Source organism: Gimesia aquarii, from assembly GCF_007748175.1.
Taxonomy (GTDB): Bacteria; Planctomycetota; Planctomycetia; order Planctomycetales; family Planctomycetaceae; genus Gimesia; species Gimesia aquarii_A.
The window spans coordinates 5,146,039-5,163,253 of sequence record NZ_CP037422.1 but is presented as its reverse complement, the minus strand read 5'-3'; the positions used below and the strand labels follow the sequence as shown (position 1 = coordinate 5,163,253).

The 17,215-nt window shown below is 45.2% G+C and carries 11 protein-coding genes; 8 read left to right on the top strand and 3 right to left on the bottom strand.

Annotation, left to right across the window (positions count from 1 at the left end; all coding sequences use genetic code 11):
- The first annotated feature begins 2 nt into the window (after window positions 1-2).
- From V202x_RS19685 to V202x_RS19675, 3 genes are all read left to right on the top strand, one after another.
- Window positions 3-2,897 carry a HEAT repeat domain-containing protein gene (locus V202x_RS19685; RefSeq protein ID WP_197992980.1) on the top strand — a complete coding sequence of 965 codons (2,895 nt, stop codon included), beginning with the start codon at window positions 3-5 and terminating at the stop codon, window positions 2,895-2,897.
- Window positions 2,898-3,019: 122 nt separating this feature from the next.
- Window positions 3,020-3,385 (top strand): STAS domain-containing protein, encoded by a 366-nt coding sequence (locus V202x_RS19680; protein ID WP_144985492.1) that lies wholly within the window; start codon window positions 3,020-3,022, stop codon window positions 3,383-3,385.
- 61 nt (window positions 3,386-3,446) lie between these two features.
- Entirely contained in the window at window positions 3,447-4,508 is a 1,062-nt protein-coding gene (locus V202x_RS19675; RefSeq protein WP_144985491.1) for a TIGR00730 family Rossman fold protein, read from the top strand.
- Between the two features lie 104 nt (window positions 4,509-4,612).
- Here V202x_RS19675 and V202x_RS19670 read toward each other — a convergent pair whose 3' ends face one another.
- Window positions 4,613-5,233 (bottom strand): RNA polymerase sigma factor, encoded by a 621-nt coding sequence (locus V202x_RS19670; RefSeq protein WP_145178503.1) that lies wholly within the window; start codon window positions 5,231-5,233, stop codon window positions 4,613-4,615.
- 212 nt (window positions 5,234-5,445) lie between these two features.
- Between V202x_RS19670 and V202x_RS19665 the strand changes: the two genes are divergently transcribed.
- Window positions 5,446-7,683, top strand: a complete 2,238-nt coding sequence (locus V202x_RS19665; RefSeq protein ID WP_145178501.1) for a serine/threonine-protein kinase — start codon at window positions 5,446-5,448, stop codon at window positions 7,681-7,683.
- Window positions 7,684-7,800: 117 nt separating this feature from the next.
- The gene (locus V202x_RS19660) at window positions 7,801-8,814 is read left to right on the top strand and encodes a hypothetical protein (RefSeq protein WP_145178499.1); all 1,014 of its coding nucleotides are present in this window, start codon (window positions 7,801-7,803) and stop codon (window positions 8,812-8,814) included.
- Window positions 8,815-8,914: 100 nt separating this feature from the next.
- Here the strand turns inward: V202x_RS19660 and eno are convergent, their stop codons facing one another.
- Complete coding sequence (gene eno / locus V202x_RS19655; RefSeq protein WP_145178497.1) at window positions 8,915-10,273, bottom strand: phosphopyruvate hydratase; 1,359 nt, start codon at window positions 10,271-10,273, stop codon at window positions 8,915-8,917.
- 115 nt (window positions 10,274-10,388) lie between these two features.
- Window positions 10,389-11,435, bottom strand: coding sequence for a phosphotransferase family protein (locus V202x_RS19650; RefSeq protein ID WP_145178495.1), 1,047 nt, complete (start codon window positions 11,433-11,435; stop codon window positions 10,389-10,391).
- A gap of 398 nt (window positions 11,436-11,833) precedes the next feature.
- Between V202x_RS19650 and V202x_RS27585 the strand changes: the two genes are divergently transcribed.
- The 3 genes from V202x_RS27585 (at window position 11,834) to V202x_RS19640 (ending at window position 17,197) form a co-directional block, all read left to right on the top strand.
- Window positions 11,834-12,721 (top strand): hypothetical protein, encoded by an 888-nt coding sequence (locus V202x_RS27585; RefSeq protein WP_197992979.1) that lies wholly within the window; start codon window positions 11,834-11,836, stop codon window positions 12,719-12,721.
- A gap of 155 nt (window positions 12,722-12,876) precedes the next feature.
- On the top strand, window positions 12,877-13,815 hold the full coding sequence (locus tag V202x_RS19645) for a PIG-L deacetylase family protein (protein ID WP_145178493.1): 939 nt from the start codon (window positions 12,877-12,879) through the stop codon (window positions 13,813-13,815).
- 268 nt (window positions 13,816-14,083) lie between these two features.
- Window positions 14,084-17,197: a DUF1553 domain-containing protein gene (locus V202x_RS19640; protein ID WP_197992978.1), complete on the top strand. Its 3,114-nt coding sequence runs from the start codon at window positions 14,084-14,086 to the stop codon at window positions 17,195-17,197.
- The last annotated feature ends 18 nt before the right edge of the window (window positions 17,198-17,215 follow it).

Below are 17,215 nucleotides of genomic sequence, written 5' to 3'. Positions count from 1 at the left end.
GTTTGTCAGAACGACCAGTCACACATCAGCGTCTCTATGCATACCTGATTTTGACCGGTCTATTGAGCTGCTGCGCACTGCTTTCAGGTTGTCAAAAGAATCTGCTCCGAAATGTCCAACAGACATATGCCTCAATACTCAAGAAAGAGACGAAGCAAGTGCCGAAGGAGCTGGAAGGACTCCATACTTATTTATCCCAGGATTTATGGTTTCAAAATCATCATTGGTCTGCATTCAAAGAATGGAAAACTCGACTGGACCAAGCTTCCGATCCCCTTAATTCATCCATAGACGTGCACCGCTGGATGTTTGGGTCATTGGAAAAACAAAAAGTGATCGTCGAGCCCATCAAAAAAGACACTCCTGTCGCATCGCAGGAAACAGTGGATCTTTCGTCTCAAGAAAAAAATAAAACTACTCAGAATTCCCAGCCAGAACCAAATCAGCTCCGTGAAAAAGAATCAGTACAGCCTGAACACTGGTCAGTAAATACACTACAAGATTTTTTCACTAGAACCAGTTTCCAATCTTCAACAAATGAAACGGCATCGGTTCTACCACAAGGAAAATTCGCTGCACTGAAAGCGCTTTCGGAATGGAATTCTCTAGCAGGCTGGAATGCTGCGATCCTTTGGGGGACTTTAGAACCAGCAACTGCTTTAACAACACTTCCGATTTTAGAAAAAGTCGCATTCGATGCTCCCACCCGTAAACCCAAATTAACACAAAATAACCCTGACAAAAAGATTCTCAACCTCGAAAGAATGGCTGAAGGCACTTCACCAAATCAAAAAACAGGAAAAAACAAATCGAAGCCTGAACTACCCCCTCTTTCACCTGCGATGAAACATGCAGCCATCAACGCAATTTGCCTCGTTCTCTCTGAAGCAGACGCGATTCCCTTCAAAACCAAAAACAGATTGACTCAGTTACTCCAAAGGCCTGATATTTCAATCAAACTGCGTGGAGAACTCTACCGAGGATTGGCTCGTTTTGTTCCCCCCGCCGAAATCCCGACACTGAACCAGGCTTTGGATATTAGTGATAACAAAACACTCCCTCCTAAAAATTTACGACGCTCTGCCATGGATGCCTGTCTCATTCACGGACTGTGGTTTTATGCAAAACAGGACCAATTCTTACACCCAGGCTATTCATTAGAGAAATCTTCGGATTTCAAAACGACAGTCTGGCCTGAAAATATGATGCAGGTTCGTTGGGATTCTGACCCGACCATGCGTTGGCATTTTGGTTTTTGGGCTGCTTTGGTACAGCACCCTGACGCTATCACAATACTCATGTCCCAGCTCAGAGACGCTGACCTCAAAGTTCAAAACAAAGCGATTGAATTTATGGGAATCCTGGGAACGGAAACTGCTTTAGAACTGCTCAAACAACAATCAAAGCGACAACACGAAAGTTCACGCGTCTCAGCCGCCCTTGGCCTTACTCCCTGGGGAGCGCACTATCTAGAACCACTGATCAATGATAAATCTTCTTCGGTTCGCCTTACTGTAGCGAAAGGGCTAGGCCAGACTGATTCCCCCGAAGCCGCGTTATTACTTCGATCCTTAATTCGAGACCGTAATTCCGAAGTTCAACTTGCTGTTGTTCAATCGATCTCAAACTGGCCCGACGAGTTGGCAATTCCACTATTACTCGAGGGAATTCAAGAAGGTGTTTACAAAACCCGAAGAGATAGTGTGCTTCAATTGACCGATCGCATCGGCTCCAGTGGTGCGATATCAATAGAAGCTCCCCGAGCTGAACGAATTGTGGCTGTCAGAGAACTGATGCAAACGGAACGACTTCCCGGTGGCTTGTGGGATCAACTCATAAAACAAGGCTTACAAGATCCTCGCGAGAACGATAAGCGTCGACTTGCAGAAATCCAATCTTACTTCCAGGATATTCTTAACTACCCTCGTCAATCGGCAGAATATCACCAGGCTTATCAAGAGCTTTTGAGTATTTCTGCTGAAGAACTCAGTATCTTGGAAAAATTAGTCCTGGAAACATCGATCCAAATACCAAATGAAGTTTATCACGATCTTCTGCCTCAGTTAAATCCCCGTTATGCTGCATTGAATCAACTTGCAAGCGTTCATCTTTCAGATCGCCGCAAAGCAGCTCAACAACTTTTACAAAGTTCACAGCATGTGTCATTAAGTCCGATCATTGTAAAACGACTTCGTAAAATAATGGCTCAAGAACAAGATCGGCTGGTCTGGCGGATTGTGATGTCATCGATTGCCAAAGACAATTATGAAGAAGCAGCTCAGCTTGCTTTACTGGCAATCAATCATAATTGGCCTGATATTCGGATTCTGGGTTGCGAATACTTTGGCACATACGGGTTACCCCAATATGCAATCTGGCTATTACCTCTCTTAAATGATAAGAATGAATCCGTGCAACTCGCAGCCATCAATGCCATTGGTCAGTGCCATAATCCAATTGCGATTACAGGCATTCAAAATTCCTCTGCAGAACTAGATTCTGGCCCCTCTCTGCGTTCACTATTGACACACTCGAATCAGAGAATTCGTTTTCAAACGGTTGCAGCATTGAGTCGATTGGGGGATGTGCAAGGTATGCAGGAACTGGTACGGCTTTCCAATAATACTCTCAATTCAATACGCACTGATGCGATACAGGAAATGGGGAACTCGGGCCAAACTCGTTTTGTCGAACCACTCATTCAATTAGCTTGGACAGAACGCAATCACATCATTATGAAAGAAATTCTCATCAGCCTTAAAAAACTGGTTCCCCCTTCTGAGCAACCAGCAGACCTGAGCTCTTCAATAAAACATTCAGAACAAGCCGAAATCTGGATGAATTGGTGGCAATCCCACCACTCTCAATCAGCTTCCCGCCTGTTTACAGGCCGTTAAGTATGAATTCTTGGTTTTGAGGTCCCGAAAGACTGTTCTCATTTCCTGCTTCACAGTATTATGGAGCGGAATCCTAGATTTCTATTTGCAAAGAATGCTTTAAATCATTGCGGAACAACCAAATGTCTAATTACCACGACGACTTTCAATTGGAATGGCATGGAAATACAGTTGTCATCATTCCAGCAAGTAATGTCGAATCCATGAGTTGGGATCTGATTGAACAGGCAGCTGATATCGTAATGTCTCCTCTGCAGGAAGTAGAAATTCCTATGGTGGTCTTTGACCTGAGTGATGTTAGCTACTTTGGTTCCGTATTTTTGGCACTCTTACTACGTTGCCATAAACATGTCCGGAGTAGAGGTGGTGAACTCGTCTTATGTGGTGCCAGCAAAATGGCTAACGAGTTGTTAAGAATTACCGCACTCGATACTCTTTGGGCAATTTATGAAACTAGAGATGAAGCTCTCGATGCCTTGATGGGGTAGTCAATCATAGCTATCACCCAAAGAGAGATCTCGACCAGTTATGTTAAAGGATTAATGAATCATGTCGAGGAAATATCGAAAAACACGACCTGAAGTCTCCGAATCAGACGTGTTGCCCACAGAACATAGTTCGGAGCTCTATGCGCATGAGTCAATCATTGCCACCATCAAAGAGACTGCAGATAAATTAAAGCAGGATCAGGCAACCCGTGGTGATCTCAAAATACTTGATCGTGCTCTGAAAGAACTAAGATACGCGTTCAAGGTATTCACTCCCTATCGCAAACAGCGTAAAGTAACAGTCTTTGGTTCTGCACGAACACTACCTGACGATCCCGCTTACCAGCAGGCACTTCAATTCGGCCGCCGAATGGCTGAAGAAAAATGGATGACGGTCACCGGCGCAGGTCCTGGAATCATGGAAGCAGCACATGTCGGCGCGGGCACAGATATGTCCATGGGCGTCAATATTATGCTCCCCTTCGAGCAGGAGCCCAACTATGTCATTCACAAAGACGAGAAGCTGGTTAACTTAAATTATTTCTTCACACGAAAACTATTGTTTGTGAAAGAAGTTCATGCAATCGTCTGTTGTGCCGGTGGGTTTGGAACCCTGGATGAAGCATTCGAAACATTGACTTTAGTCCAAACCGGCAAACGCGACCCAATGCCAATTGTGCTGTTGGATACTCCCGGTGATACTTACTGGAAAGATTGGGAAGCATTTATCAAAAACAATCTTCTCAAACAGGAACTGATTTCCGAAGAAGATTTATCGCTCTTTTATATTACCGATAACCTTGAAGATGCGGTCGATGAAATTATCGGTTTTTATAGTGTCTATAACAGTATGCGCTATGTAAGCGGTCGCTTAGTGCTACGTTTGCATGTTGAACCGAGCAATGAATTTATCGAAAAACTGAATGATGAATTCAAAGACATACTTGCCTCAGGTATCATCTCTAAAGTCGATGCACATGAACTAGAAAAAGACGATTCCCACTTGACTGACTTGCCACGTATCTCTCTGATTTTCAATCGAAAGAATCTGGGAAGACTTCGGCAAATGATCGACCGTATCAATACCGAACTGTCGCCCCAACTTGCGAACGAAGCAGAGTAAGCATCAGTCGTACCTAGCCCTGTATCCAGGTTGATTATAGCGTCTTCAGCGCTGTTTGAATTTTGTATAAATGCTATTAAGCCGCTATAGATAAATGGGGCGTGCTAGAGCATACTTTTGAACTCATCTTCGTTTTTCAACTTTTCCTGTAATTTGGCCATCGAACGACTGACCATCACACGAACGGCGACATCTGTTTTGTCCATTTGAGTAGCAATCTCTTTTGTGGGAAGTCCTTCGACATATTTGAGACGTATGGCTTCTCGATTCTCTTCTGGTAAAGACTCCAGCGCCACGAGCAATTTCATTTCCCTGGCACCACGCGAAAACGCCTGACTGGGACTGGTGATACTGGCAATTAGCAAATCCATAAACCCCTGTTTCTCGCCATCACCTGCTGACTGTTGTTTGACCTCACGACCGGCAGCCCGCTTTTGTGCCTGGAAATATTTCCGATGGTTATCGATAATTTTTTGATCAGCAAGATGACAGAGCCAGCTAAAGGGTGGCTTATGTTCAAAATCCATTTTGGATAAGGATTGAACAGCACTGAGGGAAACTTCCTGTAGAATATCTGCTGCTTCTACTTTACTTTTCAGCCCATCGCTCATGTTTTTATTAATAAATGCCATCAGAGGATCTCGATGCATTTCCATGAACTTCAGTAAAGCCGGCTCATTCCCCTCTTTTATCTGGTTAATCAGATCTTCGATATCAGTCGTCATTAGTATTTCATACTTCCTGCAATAAGCTGACAAAGTCCGATAAGCGTTCTACTTTCCACACTGTTGTTGATTGATTACTATACTACATAAATGTGTGGAAAGATAAATGTGTGGAAAGTTTTCTCTTTATACCATCGTCAAAACAAGCCAGCTACTGAAACAGTCACGATATTTTTAGTCGGATTGTCATTCTCCCCCTCAGGAGCTTACTGTTGTCTGAACCATTGCATCAACTGGATTCATTAGATAGTCTGAGCGCGCTCTCTGCATTGACTGAAGTGATGGAACAGTTTGTAAATGACTGGGAAACACAACAAGCGCCTCCGGAAATCAAGCAGTATCAGCAGAACGATGAAACACTCAGCCGTTTCCTGTTAATTGAACTCATTAAAATTGATCTGGAATTTCGTTGGGAACGATTTAACTTTCCCAAGCGCATCAAGGAATATCTCGACGAATTCCCCATGCTGCTGGAGGACACCATTCCCGTTGATCTGCTGTATGAAGAATTCCATCTGCTCCGTCAAAATGGATTTGAAGTGGATCCTGCTGACTATCTCAGTTTATTTCCCACTGTCAGCCCCCAACTGGAGCAGCTATTCGACTTGAATCATGCTTATGTCACCACAAAAATCATCAATCAGTGCCCGCCACAAGCGTTCCATCACTTTCAACCAGGACATACCGTCGATGATTTTGAACTTTTAACTTTGTTAGGTAAAGGTGCATTCGCGAAAGTATATCAGGCGCGTCAAACGTCGATGCAACGTATCGTCGCGTTGAAAATTTCAGAAGATTCCAGTAGCGAACCACAAACACTGGCTCAATTAGATCATGATAATATCGTACGAGTATTCGATCAGCGCATCATGCCTGACAAAAAAATTCGTTTGCTGTATATGCAATACCTTCCCGGAGGAACGTTGCAGTCAGTGGTTGAGATCATTCGAAAAACAGCACCCGCAGAACGCTCAGGAAAAATATTGGTTTCCGCGGTGAACCAATCTCTGGAGTTACGTGGGGAATCTCGGCCTTCCGAGTCTTTAATTTATCAAAAGATAAACTCCCTCACATGGCCGGAAACGATTTGCTGGTTGGGAATTCGTCTGGCAAACGCATTGAATTATGCACATAAGAAAGGGGTTTTACACCGTGATATCAAACCAGCAAATGTACTGCTGACAGCGGAAGGCATTCCCAAACTGGCCGATTTTAATATCAGCTTCAGTTCTGCCGTCACAGGTACCACACCTGCTGCTTATTTTGGGGGAAGTCTAGCGTATATGTCCCCAGAACAACTGGAAGCTTACGACCCCACACATCAACGGCTGCCGGAAAGTCTTGACGAGAAAAGTGACATTTACTCCCTTGGCTTAGTACTCTGGGAATTATTAACGGGAGTTCGTGCCTTTCAAGATCTTCCAGTCAGTTCAGGCTGGTCGACACTCTTAAAACAGATGATTTCACAACGCAAGGCAGGCGCCTCCTTGAAAGCCAGTCCACAACACCTGCCTCCCGACTGCCCCGAGCATCTGGTCAATGTGCTTCAAAAATGCCTGGCTCCCGAACTTGAAGAACGCTGGACGTCCGGAGCAAATTTGGCGAACCAGTTGGAATTATGCCTCAATCCCAGAGCACAGCAGATTTTATTTCCCCCCTCCACAAGTTGGTCCTCACGCCTGAGAGGATGGGAAATTCCCATTGTGGTCTTGATTGTTTTGATCCCCAATCTTTTCGCGGGCCTGTTCAACTTCTTTCACAATCAAAAGCATATCGTTGAACATTTAAAGAACTCACAAGAGGCATTCTGGCAAATTCAATCGGTCATCAATCTCATTGCTTATCCGTTGGGGCTTAGCCTGATTGGTTGGCTAACCTGGACGACACTCCAATTTCGTCATGGGAAAATATCTGAGAACCATAAAGAAAAACAGGATACCAAACTCATTCAAAAGCGGTGTCTACGATTGGGACATTATGCTGCGCTCATCTGTACGACAGAATGGATCATCGCGGGCATTGCATATCCCATCAGTATGCACTATGCCATTGGCGCATTGCCAGCTTCTGCCTATGCACATTTCCTGGGTTCACTCTTACTGTGTGGTCTCATCGCTGCCAGTTATCCTTTTTTTGGAATCACCTATCTCAGCCTGCACGCAATATATCCTCGCTTGCTTAAAGAAAATGATTTCAGTCAACAGGCACCAGATACGTTCAAACAGATGAAACGTCTGACCTGGGTTTATTTGATTATGGCATTCCTCGTCCCCATGCTCAGTATCGCCTCACTGGCGATGATCAATCTGGATGATAAAATTGCAATTGGTATTTTAACTGTGGCTGGAACTCTTGGCGCAGTCAGCATTTTGCGAGTTTTTCAAGTACTTCAGGCTGATTTTGATTCCCTCAGCGCGCTTTACTCTAAGAACCACCGCACAAACCAGTGATCATTTGATTAATGCTTTTTCAATAAAACGTTGTAACAAATTTTAAGCGTTCCCGCTTGGTGGAGTGTGAGACAACAAACTCAACTCTAACCAATCATAACTAAAGGGAACGGAACGATGAAATTTGCAACAACTCTCTTCACGTGTGTTGTGGTCACCTTACTCACTATCACAGAAGACGCTTCAGCCGGAAATCGCTCTTCAGGAAAGTCTTTTGGACGATCATCAGGTCGGTCATTCAGTAATCGCAGCCGCTCATTTTCTTCACAACGAAATCGAAATTCATCCATGAAGAAATTCAGCACCAGGCAAAAATTCCATGCCCCACAGACAAAAAAGTTTGTTCCCAAACAAAATTACCAATCCCAATTCAAAAAGATGACTCCAAAAAATTCAAACTTCAAAGGCTTTCACAAAACCACGAACCATAAGTTTACAAAAGAGATTAAATTTCCTTCGTCACAAAACAATATGAAAAGACCGTTCGTAAAAAGACCAATCACAAATCAGAAACAAGACTTTTCAAAAATTGGTAAAGTAAATACGAAACATCCTTTCAAACCACAACATAAACCAGATCTGCACCGCAATAAGCACATCAAACACAAGAATTTTTTCCATGGTCATCGCATAGGACATCATCATGGTCACAACCTCTGGTATCGTCCCTGGTGTCACATCAACGTCCGTCCCTGGTGTCCACCAGTTTGCCGACCCTGGTATCCTGTTATTTGTGAAGACCCCATTATTGTTCCTTGTCAAATCATCTCTTGTGAGCCAGTTTTCATTAACGAAATTGGGGAAGCAGTTGTCGCAGCACCAGCCAACGCAGAGAAAACTCAACCTGAACGTCTTGCCTTAGTTGCCGGCCAACAATTTCAATTAACAGCCCAGGGATTAGGAAATGAACAAGGGATGGTCATTATTGAAATCAACGAAATGGGTTTGCCCGCCAAGATAGAAAAATGGGAAGATACGAAACTTGGTTTCCAGACTCCTCAAATCGGATTAGGAAAGGCGACTGAAGCCAAAATGCACATTATGAATAAAAAAGGCCAGTTACTGGCAACACTTGATGTTGAACTCCTGCCCGAACAGGGATCAAAAGGAAATCAAGTCGTCGCGAATTAGTTAATGCGGAACTGAGTCTACTCCTTATATTGCAAAAAAGAGCCTCCGAAATATTCGGGGGCTCTTTTTATATCGTAGCGGCCAGCATGAGAAATGGATTTTATTGTTTCAAACAGGAAAAAATACGGCCTCCATGATAACCTGCTCGATCAGATAATTTTTCTTCCAGTCTGAGCAATTGATTATACTTCGCCAGTCTTTCACTCCGCCCGACCGACCCCACTTTGAGCTGCCCCGCCCCTGTTGCCACTACGAGATCGGCAATCGTCGTATCTTCTGTTTCACCACTACGAGCAGAAACAACGGGCCAATACCCATGATCAATTGACATTTTTAATGTTTCCAGAGTTTCAGAAAGCGTTCCTATCTGATTCAATTTGATTAAAACACTGTTCGCCGTCTGAGTGTCAATCCCTTGCTGCAAACGTCGATGATTGGTGACAAAAAAATCATCACCAATTAATTGCACACGATGTCCCAAGCGTTCAGTCAGTTTTTTCCAGCCTTCCCAGTCATCTTCTGCCAAACCATCCTCGATGCTGATAATCGGATACGTATCGACCCACCGCTCAAGCATATCGATCACATCATCTGCCGAGAGTGCCTCATCTCCTGTTGCATTTAAATGATAGGTTCCCGTTTCAGAATCGTAAAAGTGAGTACTGGCGACATCCAATCCGATCGCGACATCTTCACCAGGATTCAATCCTGCAGATTCAATGGCTGCTACAACAAACTTGACCGCTTCACTATTACTGCTTAGCTTGGGACCGTAACCACCTTCATCTCCAATCAATGATCCTTCGTGCCCTGTTTTATTCAAGATCTGACCCAGTCGACGGTAGATCGTCACAATCCACTCAAACGCCTGCCGATATGAAGTCGCTCCTACGGGCAGGATCAGGAAATCTTGAAAATCGAGATTACGCCCTGCATGAAGTCCACCTGAAATCATATTGACCATGGGTAGTGGCAGTAACATTGACTGTGCTAATAAAGAGGTTCGTTGGTCCTGACTGTCCTCGTTATCAGAAACATAGTCAGACCAGATTTCAGCAAAACGCTCAACGGGGCTCTGCTGTTGCGATTCCGCAGCTGCATAGGCGGCTGCCAGGGAGGCTCCTAAGATCGCATTGGCTCCCAACCGCGATTTGTTCTCGGTACCGTCCAGTTCACACAGCTTTGAATCGATCTCGCGTTGGTCGGCGGCATCCTGACCAATTAATGCCTCTGCAATCTCGCCACGGACGTTTTCAACCGCCTGAGTGACTCCCAATCCATCGAAACGCTCTAAATCTTGATCACGCAACTCAACTGCTTCAAATTTTCCTGTACTGGCCCCACTGGGAACAATAGCTCTGCCAGAGCGAGAGTTCGCACAACAGATTTCTACTTCTACCGTGGGATTTCCACGACTATCAAAAACTTCTCGCGCCTGCACATATTCTATTTGCGTCATGACAGATCACTCTCCTGACTGCCGTTGCTAATGTAATGGTTAATAAATCTAAGTGACTCGACCAACTCATCTAATAAGATAACAGGAAATCACTTAACCGTCACCCGATTGGTATTCACGAATTCAACATCTCAGTTAATCGTGAAACTGCTCTTTGTAACGAATCGGGTGGATCCAGAATCAAAGAAAGAGCGAAAGAACGAACCTGGTCTTGTTGATCAGGCTCGGTGAGATAATCGACCGTACTTTTACCATCGACCCGCGATAACATACACGCTGCCAAATGACGAATTGTGCGGCTTCCCAATTCCTGCTCTTCCATTTTGGTTGCCTCTCTAACATCAGGCAGAGACAACTGAGCCCCGTGCTTAACGTACTGCTCCCAGAAACCTTCAGCCAGTTGAATACAATGATTTCCCTGTTCTTGATGAAAAATCGCTTTCAGTAATAGATGACTGAGAAAAAAACCAAGGTCAAACGCGGGATCACCAAAATGAGCAGTCTCAAAATCGACTAAATGAATGCCTTGCTCAGTGATCAAAATATTCTTAGGGCTGAAATCCGCCAAGACGAGACAGATTTGATTGCCAGTCATCTCCTTGATTAAATCTTCAATCCAGGGTTTGATTTCCGAGTGCGATTTCAGGATATAGCGATAAAATGGATCAATTCTGAGTTGATCAAATACCCTTTGATCCCCCCAGCGCGTTTGATATTCTCCGTTCATAAAACTTTTACGGTGAATGGCACTTAAATAGCTTCCCAAATCATGTGCTATTTTCTGATCAAATTTTCCATCTAATAATTCTGCTTTCCAAACTTGATGCTCGGGATCGATTGCCTGCATGGCAAACAGATAGTTCTCTCGATCTTCAAACAGAATACGTGGCACAACTCCTTCTGGTAGCAGGTTCTGCAACTCCTGCATGACTTCTAACTCCCGCCAGATTCGGTCGAGCTCACAAAACCACTGTGCCTGCGTGCGGAGTTGTTCTCGCGACTGTTTGATCACAAAGTCTTCCGAGTCATCCCTATATATACGAATGACTATATTAGAAACCCCCCACGCCAGAGCTTCTGCAGATGCCGTTTCATCAGATTTGAGATGTTGATGGGCCTTTAAATACTCAACGGCATTCTCTGCATTGATTTCCTGGAACATACATCCTTCCTGGCAATTCAAAGTGAATTCGCGTTAACAATCATTAACATTTTCAGGGGTTTAGGAGACTTCTAATGCCAAAATCTCCTATTTCAAAAACGACTTAGCCGAAATTATTACGAACCCGCTAATACTCTGCCACTGATATGTGCCACATAATCCGCACAATCTGGCCCCTCTCATCATTTACCTGACCGGTTTCACATAAACAGCCCTCAAGCTGACTTGTGAAAAAGTTCGTTTCCAGGCAACTTTTTATTGCCAGGACTGTTTTATATGCTGTAAGATGTAGATGACGGGATAGTTGGGAAAAATGACTGCTCCCGTAAGAACGATGAATTCTATTCTTACACCACACTTGGGTGGTATTCTCTAAGTGAACCACAGGAACAATTTCTATGTTGTCCAGAAATCTCACGTCCCGATGCATGATGTTTCTTTCCGTTGGCTGCCTGGCACTCTGTCTGAGCACAAATCTCGAAGCGGCAAAGAAGTCGATTCGACCTCAAAAATACAATCCCTCTGCAGAGAAGATTGATGACATTTTCACCGCTATGGAAGACGGTACGGTCGATGTCAAAATCGTAGCCAAAAACTCAAAAGGTGGAAACGTTTTGATTACGAACAACAATTCGAAACCACTTAATGTAAAACTCCCTGAAACGTTCCTCGCTGTTCAAGTCCTCAAGCAAGGTGCCTTGGGTGGTGGTCTGGGTGGTGGAGGACTCGGCGGTGGACTTGGAGGAGGCTTAGGACAGGGTGGTGGTGCTCAAACAGCCGGTGGTGGTGCTGGCGGTGGATTAGGTGGTGGTCTTGGAGGGGGTGGTTTAGGAGCCGGCGGTGGTGCTGCTGGTGGAGGTTTCTTCTCAATTCCACCTGAAAAAACAGTTTATGTCCCCTACACATCTGTTTGCCTGGAGCATGGTAAAGCAGAACCTGCTCCTCGTATGAAATATCGTATGGTCAAAACAGAAGATATGGTCAAAGATCCTGCACTGCAAGAACTTCTCAAGTTTGTTGCTACAGGTCGTGTCAATCAACAAGCAGGACAGGCGGCAGCCTGGCATTTGGCCGATAAAATGAGCTGGCAGGAACTTGCATCCAAGTCAGTCAAACACCTGGGTGGCTCTCCTCCCACTCCCTACTTCAAGCCAAATGAAATTCAATTTGCAGCTCAATTAGTAGGTATGGCACAGGAACGAGCACGGAATCGAACAGAGACTGCGAGTAGCTCAAAAGAAAAGACCAAAACCAGAAGTGAAACAGCACGCAGCTTTTCACCTTAACACACTATTCGTAGATTATCATGAAACTTCTGAATCAAGGCTCAGTAAACCGGGCCTTGATTTTTTTGTGCGCAGCACTATCACTCACCACCAAACTGAGGTATTTTGAATGGAAGATTCAGAAAAAACCTCAGTGATTACCGGAGCAAAGCACCATGAAAACAAACTTGACAAGTATCATTCGCATAACCTTCGTTTTACTTTTCTCTCTACTCTGCACGTTTTCTGTTCAAGCAGAAGAAAGCGGTTCGTTACGCATCATTTGCTTCGGAGCACATCCCGACGATGCAGAATATAAAGATGGAGGGACTGCTGCCCTGTGGGCGCAACAAGGACACAAAGTAAAACTGGTCTCTGTCACGAACGGGGATATTGGTCACTTTGAAATGGCAGGCGGGACACTGGCGCAAAGAAGGGCCGCTGAGGTCAAAGCAGCGGGTAAAATTCTTGGAGTTGAAACAGAAGTTCTCGATATTCATGACGGTGAATTGCTGCCGACACTGGAAAATCGAAAAAAAATAGTGCGATTGATTCGTGAATGGAAGGCCGATCTCGTCATCTCACATCGTCCCTGGGACTACCATCCAGATCATCGTTATGTTGGGGTGCTGGTTCAGGATGCCGCATTCATGGTTACGGTCCCTTACTTCTGCCCGAATGTTCCACATTTGAAAAAAAACCCGGTCTTTATGTATTCCAGCGACCGCTTTCAAAAGCCCTACCCCTTCCGACCAAATGTGGTTGTTGCCATCGACAACGTATTTGACCAGAAACTCAAAGCAGTCGCACAACTGGTTTCACAATCCCTGGAAGGTGGTGCTGGGGGAAACCCGGAACGTGCCGCTAAAGTTCCTCCTGCCAATCCCCCTGAATTACGAATCGAACACCTTCGCCCCTCCTGGGTACGCAGACAATCTTCTGAAGCAAACAAATATCGGACTGAACTGATTGCTATTTATGGGGAAGAAATTGGGAAGAAGATCAAATATGCTGAAGCCTTCGAATTATGCGAGTATGGTTCACGTCCCAACAGAAAAGCACTTTTAAAACTGTTCCCCATACAGGCATCAATTCCGCATTCCACAAAGAAATAGATTCTCAAATCGATCTCTCAGCTAAACCACTACTACCAACAGACCTTTAGAGACGGCTCTGACTCCCCTTTAAAGTTTTTTTTGATTCTGGCCTAGTCAAAAGCGATCAAGAAGTAAAGAATTGACAAGGATGGTATTCGCAGTTTAGTATATCAATTACAGTGATCATAAAGGGGACTTACCTGTTCTCCCATGTTGCGATGGCGTAACATTGGCCTTCCAGAGACGCACCCAGATCGTTGAATTGCCTGATCATATGAGGCAAAACATGAAGTGTCCTGCAACCCATTTCACTGCCTGGATAATCGTTGCTTTTTATGTCATAAGCCAAATGTCGTTTGTCTTCGCGAAAGACACCACTACCGATTCTCACAAACCTGATTATCTCAAACAAATTAAACCGCTCTTTCAAGCGAAATGTTATTCTTGCCATGGGCGAGAAAAACAGGAAGGCGGTTTTCGACTCGATCTCAAAAGCCGCGCCCTGGAAGGGGGCGACAGCGGAATTGCGATTATCCCTGGTCAAACTGAAAAGAGTGAACTCTATCACCGCATTTCAGGAACGGGTGATGGCGATAAAATGCCCCCCGAAGGTGAAGGAACACCTCTCTCTAAAGCAGAACTGGCACTGGTCAAACGTTGGATTGAAGCAGGCGCAAAGTGGCCAGATTCTGCTGATCAAAATGAAAAACTTCCCGGCTCAGATCATTGGGCGTTCCAACCCATTCAATCAAATCCTCTTCCCCAGGTTCAGCTCAACTCCTGGGTTAAAAATGGCATCGACGCATTCATCCTGCAAAAACTGGAACAGGAAAAAGTACTCCCTTCTGAAGAAGCAGACCGTAATACTCTCGTTCGAAGAGTCTATCTGGATTTAATCGGACTCCCCCCCTCCATTAAAGAATATGAGCAATGGACCACAGACACAGATCCAAACTGGTATGAAAAACTGGTTGATCATCTACTCGCCTCCCGGCACTATGGGGAACGCTGGGGGAGACACTGGCTCGATTTAGCTCGTTATGCGGATAGTGACGGATTTGAGAAAGACAGTAAACGACCGCATGCCTGGCGCTGGAGAACCTGGGTCATCGATGCGTTAAATGAAGATCTGCCCTTCGATCAATTTTCGATAGAACAACTCGCCGGTGATTTATTACCGAATCCCACGACCGATCAACTGGTGGCAACCGGATTCCATCGGAATACTCTCATTAACCGTGAAGGCGGGACCGATCCGGAAGAAGACCGCGTCAAACGAACCGTCGACCGCACGAATACACTGGGATCAGTCTGGCTGGGAATCACTGTGGGATGTGGACAATGTCACACCCATAAGTACGACCCTCTCACTCAACGCGAATATTATCGGCTGTACGCCTTCTTCAATTCTTTGACTGAACCGAATATCGGTGCTCCCCTGCCTGAAGAACGTGCCGCCTACGAAAAGGCGAATCAAATTTATCAAAAAGACCATGGCCCACTCGTCAAAGCGATTCAGGATTTTGAACAAACTCAACTGAATCAATCACTGATAAAATGGGAACAGCAAAATCCGAAGAAAAAGGCAATCTGGACCATTCTGAAGCCCGAGTCAGTCCATGCCAAACAAAATTCAACCCTCAAGATCCTGCCCGATCGTTCTATATTGGCGGGAGGACATAACCCGGGACGCGCAGAAATTTATACGATCACGTTCAAGACGAACCTGAAAAACATCAACGGAATCCGCCTTGAAGCATTACCAGATCCCAGCCTTCCGAAAAACGGTCCCGGACGTAGTCCTTCCGGAGATTTCGAACTGACAATGCTCACTGTGAAAGCTGCGGACCTGGAAACTCCCCAAACAACGACAGAAATCCCTCTCCAAAAAGCTCAGGCCAGTTTTGAGATGGCGGGATATAAAGTTGACCGCGTCATTAACAACAGCCCCCATACCGGCTGGTCGATTAGTCCACAACAGGGAAAGAAACAGATCGCAACCTTTGAAACCAAAACAGCCTTTGGTTCTGAGAAAGGTACGCTCGTTACCGTTTCACTTCAGCACTCAACCACGCGAAAACTGTATCATAACCTGGGGCGATTTCGACTGTCACTGACTACCGGATCCAAACCATTGCCCCTGATAGGCATGACGGATATGATCGTTGATACGCTAAACACACCTCGTAATCAACGAACTGCTTCTCAACAACAGGAACTTCTGGAATACTACCATACAATAGATCCTCAGCTTAAAAAGCTGAAAGAAGCCGAACTCGCCCACAGAAAAAAAGCACCCAAGAATCCGGCTGAAACTACAAAAGCTCAGGTTGTGAGCCACCTCAAGGTTCCTCGCAAAACACATCTTATGGTTCGTGGTGATTTTCTAAACCCGGCTGACGAAGTTCAGCCAAACACACCCGCGGTCCTGCCACCGCTGAACATTCAAAAACCCAATCGTCTTGATCTGGCGCGGTGGTTATTCAGCCCCCAAAATCCGTTAACGGCGCGGGTCACCGTGAATCGTATTTGGAACCATTATTTTGGACGCGGCATCGTGTCTACGCTTGATGATTTTGGTACACAGGGTGAACCTCCTTCTCATCCAGAACTTCTGGATTGGCTTGCAACGCAATTCCGTGAAAACAACTGGAGTTTGAAACAGCTCCATAAATTAATTGTCACATCAGCCACGTATCGCCAGTCTTCAAACAGTAGACCAGAGCTAGCAGAACGCAATCCCTATAATACCTGGTTGTCTCATCAAAACCGTCTACGCGTTGAAGCTGAGATCGTCCGTGATCAGGCGCTTGCTGTCAGTGGATTATTGAAACATAAGATCGGAGGCCGCAGTGTGAATCCCCCCCAACCTGATGGTGTCGCCAGCTTGGGATACGCGAATTCAGTCAAATGGCCTACCAGCAAAGGGGACGATCGCTACCGGCGAGGATTATATACGTTTTTCCAAAGAACGGTTCCGTACCCCATGCTAATGGCCTTCGATTCTCCTGATTCGAATCTGAGCTGTACACGTAGAGAAAGATCAAACACTCCCATCCAGGCGTTGACAATCTGGAATGACCCGGTCTTTTTTGAATGTTCGCAGACACTTGGAAGGCGTATTGTTGCGGAAACACAAAACAAGGGCTCTCAGCTCGATACTCGCATCAAACATGCGTTTCAACTCTGCCTGGCGCGACCACCTTCGGATGAAGATCTCAACATCGTTAAGCAACTTTATCGAGATCAAACTCAAATCCTTAAGTCAGATCAGAAAGCCGTCACTCAGCTTACTAAAGGTCAAAAGATTCCCGCTGGTAGTACTCCACAAGAAGTGGCAGCCTGGATTATTATTGGACGAGTTTTAATGAATCTGGATGAGTTTGTCACACGTGGCTAGTAGCATAAAAAATACTAC